The organism is Microbacterium yannicii, from assembly GCF_024055635.1.
GTDB classification, from domain to species: domain Bacteria; phylum Actinomycetota; class Actinomycetes; order Actinomycetales; family Microbacteriaceae; genus Microbacterium; species Microbacterium yannicii.
The window spans coordinates 1-11,364 of sequence record NZ_JAMXMB010000018.1 but is presented as its reverse complement, the minus strand read 5'-3'; the positions used below and the strand labels follow the sequence as shown (position 1 = coordinate 11,364).

Below are 11,364 nucleotides of genomic sequence, written 5' to 3'. Positions count from 1 at the left end.
TCAGGGCACCGGGGTCTCCGGCACGAGTACAGCCTCTCCCGCCCACCGCAACGCTCCGCCGAGGGAACGCGAGGGCTCCCGCAAGGTTTGCGCAAGGCATCCGCAACGAACCTTCTGCGCGCGGGTGCGGCGCGGCCCGAAATGCCGGATGGCCGGGCCAATAGAATCGCACCATGGCTATCGGGGCAGCACGGACGATGCCCGTGGTGGGCGCGCCCGACGGCCGGACGCGGTCGATCTGGCTCACACAGCTCGTCCTCGCGGCGAGCCTGCTCATCACGGCGATCCTGGTCATGGTGCTGCAGCCCGCGGTGTTCGGTCACTGGAACTTCCTGCTGGGCACCCTCTTGATCGTCACTCTGACGCTCGCGACGCTGACGGCGCCGTGGTCGCGGCTTCCGGCATCCGCGGTGCTGGCCGTCCCGTTCGCCGACGCGATCGCGATCGGCCTCGTGTCGAGCGGCAGCGACCTGCGCCTGGGCTACCTGTGGGCATTCCCGGTCATGTGGGTGGCCATGCATTTCCGCACCACCGCGCTGGCGATCATGCTCGCGCTGATCGGGCTCATCCTGCTGCTCGACTCGGCGATGACCCCAGGGCCGCTGGGGGCGCTGCGCGTCTTCGTGGTGCTCCTCACCCTCACCTTCATCGGGATCACCGCGCATCTCTCGCTGCGCAGGACCCGCTCGCTGCGCCGCCTTCTGCGGCGGCAGGCCGACCGGCTCACCGCCACCCTCTCCCGCCGGTCCGACCAGGAGCGCCGGACGATGGAGATCCTCAACGGCATCGACACCGGCATCGCGCGGATCTCGGAGGACGGCACGGTCCTTGCCGTCAACGACGCGTACGCGCGGCTGTACGGGCTGGACGCGCTCGATCCCACACTGCCCGCGCAGTCCGTCGAATACACCGGCCTGCGAGGGATGCCGGTGCCCTATTCGGAGCGGCCGTTCTCGCGCGCCGCCCGCGGTGAGACCTTCACGGATGCCTCGGTGTGGCTGTTCACCGCGGAGGGCGAGTGGCGCGCACTGTCGGTCACCGCGAAGCGGCTGTCGGCGCGGGGCGACGAGGAGTCCAGCATCCTGCTCCTCGTGCACGACGTCACGGCGCTCACCTACGCCCAGCGGGAGCGCGAGCGCTTCACCGCGATGGCCTCGCACGAGCTGAAGCATCCGCTCACGGTCATGATCGGCAACGCCGAGCTGGCCCTCGAGCTCGACGAGCTCACCCCTCGCACGCGCGAGCGCTTCGAGTCGATCGTTGCCGCGAGCGATCGCATGCTCACCATGACCGAGAGCCTGGTCACCACCTCCCGGCGCGGGTTCTCCGGCCGGGACGAGGTCGCCGACATCGATCTGCGGCAGATCCTTCTCGAGTCCGTCGCCTCGTTCCGGCCCACGGCGGCCGCCAACGACATCTCGGTCGATGTGCGCGCCGACGAGGCGCTGCCGATCACCGCCGACGGCTTCCGGCTGCGTCAGGTGGTCGACAACGTGGTGAGCAACGGCATCAAGTACACCCCGCGCGACGGGCGGGTGCGCATCGTGGGAGCGGTCGACGGCGGCAGGGTCGTGCTGACGGTGGCGGACAGCGGGATCGGCATCGGCGCGGAGGATCTGCCCCGCGTGCTCACCCCGTACTTCCGTACCGAGGAGGCGAAGCAGAAATCCGGCGGCACGGGGCTCGGCCTCGGTATCAGCAACGACATCGTGCTCGCACACGGCGGCACCCTCGAGATCGACAGCGAGGCGGGGGCAGGCACGACCGTCACGGTCCGCCTGCCGCTCGCCCCGGCAGTGACGGAAGGACGAGCATGACCGACCTCATCGCCGGTCTCGGCGTCGATCTCGGCATCGCTCAGGCGGTGATCACGACGCTCGCCACCATGTTGGCGATCGGCGTCGCCTTCCTGCTGCGACCCGGGCCGCCGACGCTGTACTGGAGCTTCGCGTTCACCCTTGCGATGCTCGCCACCTTCGGCGTCGTCGCCGGGCAGATCACCGACATGGAGGGGCTCCGGCGTGCGTCACTGGGTGCGCTCCTGGGCGCGCCGGCGTTCCTGTGGTCGGGTTTCCGGGCGGCGTGGGGCCTGCGTCCGTACGTGTGGGTCGGTGCGGTCGTCGCCGGCGCGTGCGCCGTGGTGCTCGCGAGCATCGACGATCTGGCGTGGTTCACGATGGCGTACCGCACCGCCTTCTTCGCGGCATCCGTCTTCGCGGGTCTCTTCGTGCTCGACTGGGCGCGGTCGGCGAGTCGTCGCAGCGATCGGCTCGTGCTGCCCCTGGTGATCGTATCGATCGCCTTCTTCGTGATGGGGCTCGCCACGTTCGTCGCGGGCTTCGTCTATCCGCCGTCGGGCGGCGACGACTTCATGCTGCTGCGGCTCGTCTCGTCGGTCGGGATGCTGGTCTACGTCGCCTGCGCGGTGGTGGCCGTCGTCGGGACGACGGCGCGCGACAGCGGCCTGGGCCGCCCCGCGGCGGTGTCGACGGGGTGGCATCAGTTCGAGCGCATCGCCGGCGAGCGGCTGCTGCGCGCCGAGAGGACACCGGAGCAGTGGGCGGTGGTCTACCTGGGCCTCGACGACGCCCCCGACATCCGCCAGACCGCGGGCGCGGCGGCCTTCGCACGACTGTCGGAGCGCCTCCAGGAAGAAGTGCGCGCCGCGTTCCCCGCCGAGTCCGATGTCGGCTCGCCCGCACCGGGTGACGTCGTGGTGCTGGTGCCGAGGCCGGATGCCGCGGTCCGCGACCTGCTGCGGACCATCCTCGACCGGATCACGCGCCTGGACGTGCACGGCGCCCTGCCGATCCGCCCGACCGCGAGCGCAGGGTGGGCGCCGGCGTCGGTGCTGGGGTACGACCTCGACACGCTCGTGTACACCGGCCGGGAGGCCGCGCGCGTCGCGAGCGAGAAGGGCGGCGACAGGTGGGAGCGCGTGGGCTCCGCCATCGTCGAACGCCTGATCAGTCGGTCAGAGCTACCGTGAGCGTGTCGGTGGCCGTCTGCTTGGCGTACTCGCTCGACGTCGGAGTGGTCTGCACGAGGAAGTCGTAGCTGAACTGCAGCGTGACGAACGTCGCCTCGGGGGGCACCGGGCCGACGTTGAACGTCTGCGAGTAGCTGTACGGATCGAGCACCAGGTAGCCGGGGCTCACGGTCGACGCGTCGAGCTGCGGCGGCAGCGCCTCGAGTGCTCCCGTCGGGGTGGACGGCACAGCGGTCATCGATGCCCGCTGGAGGTAGACCTTCTGCCCGTCGTCGGGCTGGACGGTCGTGATCAGCGAGATGCTGACCGGCTTCACCGCGTCCGCGGTCCATTGGTCCATCGCGAGCGTGGACCAGTAGTCGATGGTGGCGGTGACGGCGCCGGCGGTGAGCGTGCGCTGGGTGGCCCCGCCCGAAAGGTCGTTGGGCACCGGAGTCGGCACCGCGGTCGACGATGCCGTCGGCGTGCCACCGCCGGCAGGATCCCAGGGCGCGGGCCCGCAGCCGGCGAGCGCGGCCACCGCCAGTGCGCTGATCAAGACCACCCCGGCACACCGGCTTCGCCTATGCATAAGACCCCCGAGTCGACCGCCGAAACGTCCGGTCAGTCTAGCGGGGGGCGGCTACTCGCGATCGCGCCGCGCGCGCGTCTGCTCGGCCCGCTGCGCCAGCAGCTCGTCGGCCGGATAGCCGACCTCGGTCAGCGTGAGCCCGCGGGCGGCGAGCACCTTGACCTCGGGGACGCGCTCCTGCGCGTCGCGGATCTCGACGACATCATCCGCATCGAGCCGCCCATCCCCCACGGCCACGCACGCTCCGACAAGCGCGCGCACCATGCTGTGGCAGAACGCATCGGCCTTGACGTTGGCCACCAGCACGCCGGCCTCGTCGCGGTGCCAGTCGAACTCGAGCAGCGTGCGGATCGTTGTGGCCTCTTCGCGCGGCTTGCAGTAGGCGGCGAAGTCGTGCAGCCCGATGAGGGCGCGGGCCGCGGCATCCATCGCCTCCGCATCGAGGGGTGCGCGCACTGTGGTGGTGCGGTGGCGCTCGAGCGGGTCGTAGCCCGTCACCGTGTCACCCACGCGGTACTCGTAGCGCCGCCACACCGCCGAGAACCGGGCGTCGAAGCCCTCCGGCGCGAGGCGGGATGCGAGGACCGCCACATCGGAGTACGCGCCGAGGACGCCCGTCATGCGCGCGGCGAGCGCGGCGGCGCGGTCGTCGAGCGTCGGCGTTCCGGCACTGGGGCGCGCGTGCCGCGCGAGCAGGCGCTGCACCTGGGCGTCAGCGAGGTCCACGTGCGCGACCTGGCCGGTGGCGTGCACCCCCGCGTCGGTGCGACCGGCGACGACGAGCCTCGGGTCGCCGCCCAGCACACGGGCGAGCGAGGCCTCGAGCGTCTCCTGCACCGTACGCAGGCCCGGCTGGCGGGCCCAGCCGCGGAAGTGCGTGCCGTCGTAGGCGATGTCGAGGCGGATGCGCACCTGACCACCCTATTCGGCGGCAACAGACAGCGAGACCCGCCACCCACAAGGGGTGGCGGGTCTCGCGGTGCGAAGGGGTCCGATTACTCGGACTTCTCCTCGGCGGGAGCCTCGACGGCGTCCGCGGCTGCAGCCTCGGCGGCCGCGCCCTCCTCCTGCGACTCGGCGCCGGCAGCGGCGGCCTCGTCGGCGGCGGGGGCCTCGTCCGCGGCGGGGGCCTCGTCCGCAACCGGTGCCTCTTCGGCCGGCGCAGCCTTGGCGGCAGCGGCCTTCTTGGCCGACGGCTTCTTGGTCACGGGCTCGAGGACGAGCTCGATGACGGCCATGGGCGCGTTGTCACCCTTGCGGTTTCCGACCTTCGTGATGCGGGTGTAGCCGCCCTCACGGTCGGCGACCAGCGGCGCGATCTCGGTGAAGAGCTCGTGCACGACCGACTTGTCGCCGATGACCGACAGCACGCGACGACGCGCGTGCAGGTCGCCGCGCTTGGCGAACGTGATCAGGCGCTCGGCGAGCGGACGCAGGCGCTTGGCCTTGGTCTCGGTCGTCTTGATCGACTTGTGGGTGAACAGCGCAGCGGCCAGGTTGGCAAGCAGCAGGCGCTCGTGGGCGGGTCCGCCTCCGAGGCGGGGACCCTTCGTGGGCTTGGGCATTCTTTGTTACTCCAGGATCAGTTTCGGGGGGTCCGGAACTCAGACGGTCTCGTCGTCGTAGCCGCCGTAGAAGTGCGCGCCGTCGAACCCGGGGACCGAGTCCTTCAGCGACAGGCCGAGCGAGACGAGCTTGTCGCGCACCTCGTCCACCGACTTCTGCCCGAAGTTGCGGATGTTCATGAGCTGCGTCTCCGAGAGGGCTACGAGCTCCGACACGGTGTTGATGCCCTCACGCTTGAGGCAGTTGTACGAACGCACCGACAGGTCGAGGTCCTCGATCGGCATCGACAGCTCGTTCGACAGGACGGTCTCCACCGGCGCGGGGCCGATCTCGATGCCCTCGGCCTCGACGTTGAGCTCGCGGGCCAGGCCGAAGAGCTCCGTCAGGGTGCGACCGGCCGAGGCGACGGCGTCGCGCGGGGCGATCGACGACTTCGACTCGACGTCCAGCACGAGCTTGTCGAAGTCGGTGCGCTCACCGGCACGCGTCGCGTCGACGCGGTACGAGACCTTGAGAACGGGCGAGTAGATCGAGTCGATCGGGATCTGACCGGCCTCGGCGTACTCGTTGCGGTTCTGCGTCGCCGAGACGTAGCCACGGCCACGCTCGATCGTGAGCTCGAGCTCGAACTTGGCGGTGTCGTTGAGCGTCGCGATGACGAGCTCGGGGTTGTGCACCTCGACACCGGCCGGCGCGGAGATGTCGGCGGCGGTGACCTCACCGGCGCCGGTCTTGCGCAGGTACGCGGTGATGGGCTCGTCGCGCTCGCTGGAGACGACCAGCTGCTTGATGTTGAGGATGATCTCGGTGACATCCTCCTTCACACCCGGGATGGTGCTGAACTCGTGGAGGACGCCGTCGATGCGGATCGACGTCACTGCGGCACCGGGGATGGACGACAGGAGGCTGCGACGCAGCGCGTTGCCGATCGTGTAACCGAAGCCGGGCTCCAGCGGCTCGATGACGAAACGGCTGCGGAACTCCCCGATCTTCTCCTCGGTCAGAGTGGGACGCTGTGCGATGAGCACTATGTGTTCCTTTCGATCACGTGCCCGCTATATGACACGTGCGGTGGGTGAGGTGTTGAGTTTTGATCAGGATGCCTCGTGCCGAGGCATCCGAAAACGAAGGCTGGCCCTTCGACAGGCTCAGGGAGCGGTCCCCGAGCCTGTCGAAGGGCGAAGCGTCAGACGCGGCGGCGCTTCGGCGGGCGGCAGCCGTTGTGCGCCTGCGGCGTCACGTCCTGGATCGAGCCGACCTCGAGGCCGGCGGCCGTGAGCGAGCGGATCGCGGTCTCGCGACCCGAACCCGGACCCTTCACGAAGACGTCGACCTTCTTGACGCCGTGCTCCTGCGCCTGGCGGGCAGCGGACTCCGCGGCCATGCCGGCGGCGTACGGCGTCGACTTGCGCGAGCCCTTGAAGCCCACGCCACCCGACGACGCCCAGCTGATGACAGCGCCGGACGGGTCGGTGATCGACACGATCGTGTTGTTGAACGTCGACTTGATGTGGGCCTGGCCCAGCGCGATGTTCTTCTTCTCCTTGCGGCGCGGCTTGCGCGCGGCGGACTTGGCCTGTGCCATGTGCGTTCTCTCCCTGAATCCTTGGGGCGCCGGCGGAGGCCTAGCGCGCCTTCTTCTTGCCGGCGACGGTGCGCTTCGGGCCCTTGCGGGTGCGAGCGTTCGTCTTCGTGCGCTGACCGCGCACCGGGAGGCCGCGACGGTGGCGGATGCCCTCGTAGGAGCCGATCTCGACCTTGCGGCGGATGTCGGCGGCGACCTCGCGCCGCAGATCACCCTCGACCTTGTAGTTGCCTTCGATGTGGTCGCGAAGGGCGATCAGCTGGTCGTCGCTGAGGTCCTTGACGCGGATGTTCTCGTCGATCTCCGTCGCAGCGAGGATCTCGTTGGAACGGGTACGGCCCACGCCGTAGATGTACGTGAGGGCGATCACCACGCGCTTGTCGCGCGGGATGTCAACGCCGGCAAGACGTGCCATGCGGTTTCTCCTGTGGAGTGAGTGGAGGTGTGGAGCAGGATCGGTGCCCGGGCCTCCGCCCGAGGTGTCCCCTCCGAAGAGGTTCTGACCCTGCCTGTGATGTGTTCAGTTGTGCGTGCCGGGGCTGCGCGAAGCGCAGCAGCCCATCAGCCCTGGCGCTGCTTGTGACGCGGGTTCGACTTGCAGATCACCATGACGCGACCGTGGCGACGGATGACCTTGCAGTGGTCGCAGATGGGCTTGACGGAGGGCTTGACCTTCATGTTGTTTCCTGTTTCGCTGTCTTCGCCGGGCACGCGCGACCTTCCGGGCGCACGTGGGGCGTTACTTCTCGACCGGTCTAGCGGTAGCGGTAGACGATGCGCCCGCGGGTGAGGTCGTAGGGCGAGAGCTCCACGACGACACGGTCCTCGGGGATGATGCGGATGTAGTTCTGCCGCATCTTGCCGGAGATCGTAGCGAGGACCTTGTGTCCGTTGCTCAGCTCAACGCGGAACATCGCGTTGGGCAGCGCCTCGGAGATCACGCCCTCGATTTCGATGACACCGTCTTTCTTCGCCATACGCTCGCTAACAGTTCTGCAGACCGGTCGGTCTGCGGTGGATGGGATTCGGTGCTACGACACGCCAATGAAGGCGCAACGCACCAAAGATCAATCATACGTGATAGTGGATGCCTCGGCAAATCACCGACGGGATGCCGCGGGCGGCGGCATCCCGCCGTCGTGATGCTTACTCGAACAGCGTCGCGAGCTGACCCGCGGGCGGCAGCGAGGAGTTCGCGATGACCTCGCCGTTGACCGCGATGGTCGGTGTGCCGATGCCCTGCGAGCCGGGCTGGATGGGCGTCTCCTCCGTCATCGCGCTGACGAAGCCGGCGTAGGTGCCGTCGTTGACGCACGAGTCGATGCCGGTCACGCCCACCCCCGCGGCGATGTCGAGGATCTCGCTGTTCGTGAGGCCCTTGGACCCCTCGGAGGGCTGGTTCTCGAACATCGCCTGCAGGAACGGCAGCGAAGCGTCGGCGTCTTCGACGGCCACGCAGTACGCGGCGTTGGCGGACCGCGTGGAGTACTGCGTGCCGCTCGACTGCTTGTCGAGGATCGAGATCGGGTGGATGCCGAGGGTGATGCTGCCGTCGTCGACCATGCCCTCGATCTCGGCGCCGTACACCTGCTCGAACTGGTTGCAGATGGGGCACATGAAATCGACGTACGTGTCGAGGCGGTCCTCGCCGTCGCCCACGAGGATCGCGCCGGTCTCGCTGTCGATGTTCGACGCGGAGGGGGTGTTGACCTCGGTCGGCAGCGGCTTGGGCGTCGCGGCGTTGTTGAGCGTCACCACGAGCACGACGACGAGCGCCAGTGCGACGACGACGCCGACCGTCACCCAGATCGCGAACCAGTTGGTCTTGCGTGCTGCCTGTGCCATGTCGTGCCTCCTAGGCGATCTCGCGCGGGGTCACGCCGAAGGGCGCCAGGCCCGCGGCACCGCCGTCGGGTGCGGTGAGCACCCAGATTCCGTCTTCGTGCACGGCCACGCTGTGCTCCCAGTGGGAGCCCGCCGTGCCGTCGAGCGTCGAGACCGTCCAGCCGTCCTCTTCGACGAAGGTGGCCTGGTCCCCGATCACGACCATCGGCTCGATCGCGAGCACGAGCCCCGGCCGCACCTCCGGTCCCGGGTCCGGCACGCGGTAGTTGAAGACCGAGGGCGACTCGTGCATCTTGCGGCCGATGCCGTGGCCGACGTACTCGCGCAGGATGCCGAAGGTTCCCGACTCCGGAGAGTTCGCCTCGATGTACTGTTGCACGGCCGTGCCGATCTCGCCGATGTGCTTCGCGGACGCGAGTGCGGCGATGCCGGCCCACAGCGACCGCTCGGTCACGTCCGACAGCCGCTGACGCTCCGCGACGATCTCCGGCCGCGCGTCGTCGGGGAGCACGAAGGTGAACGCGGAGTCGCCGTTCCAGCCCTTGTACTCGGCGCCCGCATCGATCGACAGGATGTCGCCGGGGGCGAGCACCCGATCGCCGGGGATGCCGTGCACGACCTCTTCGTTGACCGAGGCGCAGATGGTGTGGCGGTAGCCGCGCACCATCTGGAAGTTGGACTTCGCACCTCGAGCGGTGATGAGAGCGGATGCCGCGGCATCCAGCTCCCCCGTCGTCACACCCGGAGCGATCAGGGCGCGCGCGGCGTCGAGTGCGGCGGCCGTGATCAGTCCGGGCTCGACCATCGCCCGCAGCTGGGCGGGCGACTTGTAGATCGAGCGGCGCAGCGACACGGGCTCAGGCGGCAGCGGCGCGGTCGAGGCCGCGCGCTTCCAGCGCCGCGATGATGCGGTCGGTGATCTCGTCGAGCGAGCCCACGCCGTCGATCCGGTCGACGATGCCGCGCGTGCGGTAGATGTCGAGGATCGGCGCCGTCTCGCGTTCGTAGATCGCGAGCCGGTTGGCGATGACATCTTCGGTGTCGTCGCTGCGGCCCTGCTCGGCGGCGCGCAGCGAGATCCGCGCGATGCTCTCGTCACGCGGCACGTCGAGTTCGATCACGGCGTCCAGCTCCTCGTCGCGGCCCTCGAGGAACTCGTCCAGGTGCATGACCTGGGCCACGTTGCGCGGGTAGCCGTCCAGGAGGAAGCCGGCCGCGGCATCCTGCTGCGACAGGCGGTCGCGCACGACCGCGCTCGTCAGCTCGTCGGGCACGAGATCCCCGGCCTCGATGATGGCCTTCACCTGTTCGCCGAGCTCGGTGCCCGCCGCCACGGCGCCGCGGAAGACGTCGCCGGTCGAGAGGGGAAGGATGCCGAACGCCTGCGCGATGCGGATGCCCTGCGTGCCCTTGCCCGAGCCCTGCGGTCCGACGATGAGGAGACGGGTCATCGGAGAAGCCCTTCGTAGTGGCGCTGCTGCAGCTGCGCGTCGATCTGCTTCACCGTCTCGAGTCCGACGCCGACGATGATCAGGATCGACGCACCGCCGAACGGGAAGTTCTGGTTGGCGCCGACCGTGGCGAGGGCGATCAGCGGCAGGAGCGCGATCAGACCGAGGTAGATCGAGCCCGGGAGCGTGATGCGCGTCAGCACGTAGTCGAGGTACTCCGCGGTCGGCCGGCCGGCACGGATGCCGGGGATGAAGCCGCCGTACTTCTTCATGTTGTCGGCGACCTCGACCGGGTTGAACGTGATCGCGACGTAGAAGTAGGTGAACCCGACGATGAGCAGGAAGTACAGCGCCATGTACAGCGGGTGGTCGCCGCGCACCAGGTAGAGCTGGATCCAGGCCACCCACGCCGGGACCTCTTCACCGGCCTGCGGCTGGTTGAACTGTGCGATGAGGGCCGGGATGTACAGCAGCGATGAGGCGAAGATGACGGGCACGACGCCGGCCATGTTCACCTTGATCGGGATGTAGGTGTTGGTGCCGCCGTACGTGCGGCGACCCACCATGCGCTTGGCGTACTGCACCGGGATGCGGCGCTGGGACTGCTCGACGTAGACCACGAGCGCGACGACGACGATGCCGACCGCGAGGACGAGCAGGAACACCTCGAAGCCCTTGGACTGCGCGATCGCCCACATCGAGACGGGGAACGCCGCGGCGATCGAGGTGAAGATCAGCAGCGACATGCCGTTGCCGATGCCGCGCTCGGTGACGAGCTCGGCGAACCACATGATGAGGCCGGTGCCGGCGGTCATCGTGATGATCATCAGGAGCTGTGCCCACCACACGTCGTTGGTGAGGAGCTGCTCGCACTCGGGGACGTTCGTCGTCCCGAAGAGCTGGCCGCTGCGGGCCACGGTGACAAGGGTGGTCGACTGCAGGAGCGCCAGCGCGATCGTCAGGTAACGCGTGTACTGCGTGAGACGCGCCTGGCCCGACTGGCCCTCCTTGTAGAGGGTCTCGAAGTGCGGGATGACCACGCGCAGCAGCTGGACGATGATCGTCGCCGTGATGTACGGCATGACGCCCAGCGCGAAGATGGACAGCTGCAGCAGTGCACCGCCCGAGAAGAGGTTGACCAGCGACAGCAGCCCCTCGGTGCCCGAGGACGCCTCGAGACACGTCTGGACGTTCGGGAAGTCGACGAAGGGCGCCGGGATGTGCGCGCCGAAGCGGTACAGGGCGATGATCGCCAGGGTGAATGCGATCTTCCGACGAAGGTCGGGTGTGCGGAAGATCCGCGCGATGGCGCTGAACAAGAGGATTCCTCCAGAGGGGGGCGTCGGCACGCAGACGT

General features: G+C 68.9%; 14 protein-coding genes. 2 read left to right on the top strand and 12 right to left on the bottom strand.

The window, feature by feature from the left end; translation table 11 throughout:
* The first annotated feature begins 173 nt into the window (after positions 1-173).
* The gene (locus NCG93_RS08040) at positions 174-1,817 is read left to right on the top strand and encodes a sensor histidine kinase (protein ID WP_194414486.1); all 1,644 of its coding nucleotides are present in this window, start codon (positions 174-176) and stop codon (positions 1,815-1,817) included.
* The gene (locus tag NCG93_RS08035; protein WP_194414487.1) at positions 1,814-2,989 is read left to right on the top strand and encodes a nucleotidyl cyclase domain-containing protein; all 1,176 of its coding nucleotides are present in this window, start codon (positions 1,814-1,816) and stop codon (positions 2,987-2,989) included. Before NCG93_RS08040 ends, NCG93_RS08035 begins: the two co-directional genes overlap by 4 nt.
* Here NCG93_RS08035 and NCG93_RS08030 read toward each other — a convergent pair.
* The 12 genes from NCG93_RS08030 to secY form a co-directional block, all read right to left on the bottom strand.
* Positions 2,967-3,533 carry a hypothetical protein gene (locus NCG93_RS08030; protein ID WP_252787483.1) on the bottom strand — a complete coding sequence of 189 codons (567 nt, stop codon included), beginning with the start codon at positions 3,531-3,533 and terminating at the stop codon, positions 2,967-2,969. The genes NCG93_RS08035 and NCG93_RS08030 overlap by 23 nt on opposite strands.
* A 78-nt stretch (positions 3,534-3,611) precedes the next feature.
* Positions 3,612-4,472 carry a tRNA pseudouridine(38-40) synthase TruA gene (truA, locus tag NCG93_RS08025; protein WP_194414489.1) on the bottom strand — a complete coding sequence of 287 codons (861 nt, stop codon included), beginning with the start codon at positions 4,470-4,472 and terminating at the stop codon, positions 3,612-3,614.
* A gap of 83 nt (positions 4,473-4,555) precedes the next feature.
* On the bottom strand, positions 4,556-5,125 hold the full coding sequence (gene rplQ / locus NCG93_RS08020; RefSeq protein ID WP_194414490.1) for a 50S ribosomal protein L17: 570 nt from the start codon (positions 5,123-5,125) through the stop codon (positions 4,556-4,558).
* A 39-nt stretch (positions 5,126-5,164) separates the two neighbouring features.
* Positions 5,165-6,154, bottom strand: coding sequence for a DNA-directed RNA polymerase subunit alpha (locus NCG93_RS08015; RefSeq protein WP_163618871.1), 990 nt, complete (start codon positions 6,152-6,154; stop codon positions 5,165-5,167).
* A gap of 158 nt (positions 6,155-6,312) precedes the next feature.
* Positions 6,313-6,711: a 30S ribosomal protein S11 gene (rpsK, locus tag NCG93_RS08010; RefSeq protein ID WP_018171470.1), complete on the bottom strand. Its 399-nt coding sequence runs from the start codon at positions 6,709-6,711 to the stop codon at positions 6,313-6,315.
* A 40-nt stretch (positions 6,712-6,751) separates the two neighbouring features.
* Positions 6,752-7,126 (bottom strand): 30S ribosomal protein S13, encoded by a 375-nt coding sequence (gene rpsM / locus NCG93_RS08005; RefSeq protein ID WP_163618869.1) that lies wholly within the window; start codon positions 7,124-7,126, stop codon positions 6,752-6,754.
* Between the two features lie 146 nt (positions 7,127-7,272).
* Positions 7,273-7,389 carry a 50S ribosomal protein L36 gene (gene rpmJ, locus NCG93_RS08000; protein WP_017885303.1) on the bottom strand — a complete coding sequence of 39 codons (117 nt, stop codon included), beginning with the start codon at positions 7,387-7,389 and terminating at the stop codon, positions 7,273-7,275.
* A gap of 77 nt (positions 7,390-7,466) precedes the next feature.
* Positions 7,467-7,688 carry a translation initiation factor IF-1 gene (infA, locus tag NCG93_RS07995; protein WP_017201569.1) on the bottom strand — a complete coding sequence of 74 codons (222 nt, stop codon included), beginning with the start codon at positions 7,686-7,688 and terminating at the stop codon, positions 7,467-7,469.
* A 169-nt stretch (positions 7,689-7,857) separates the two neighbouring features.
* Positions 7,858-8,556, bottom strand: a complete 699-nt coding sequence (locus tag NCG93_RS07990) for a DsbA family protein (RefSeq protein WP_194414491.1) — start codon at positions 8,554-8,556, stop codon at positions 7,858-7,860.
* A gap of 10 nt (positions 8,557-8,566) precedes the next feature.
* A complete protein-coding gene (gene map / locus NCG93_RS07985) occupies positions 8,567-9,409 on the bottom strand; it encodes a type I methionyl aminopeptidase (protein ID WP_194414492.1) in 843 nt (280 codons plus the stop codon).
* Positions 9,410-9,413: 4 nt separating this feature from the next.
* Positions 9,414-10,007 carry an adenylate kinase gene (locus NCG93_RS07980; protein ID WP_194414493.1) on the bottom strand — a complete coding sequence of 198 codons (594 nt, stop codon included), beginning with the start codon at positions 10,005-10,007 and terminating at the stop codon, positions 9,414-9,416.
* Positions 10,004-11,326, bottom strand: coding sequence for a preprotein translocase subunit SecY (gene secY / locus NCG93_RS07975; protein ID WP_194414494.1), 1,323 nt, complete (start codon positions 11,324-11,326; stop codon positions 10,004-10,006). The genes NCG93_RS07980 and secY overlap by 4 nt, the downstream gene beginning before the upstream one ends.
* Positions 11,327-11,364 lie beyond the last annotated feature (38 nt).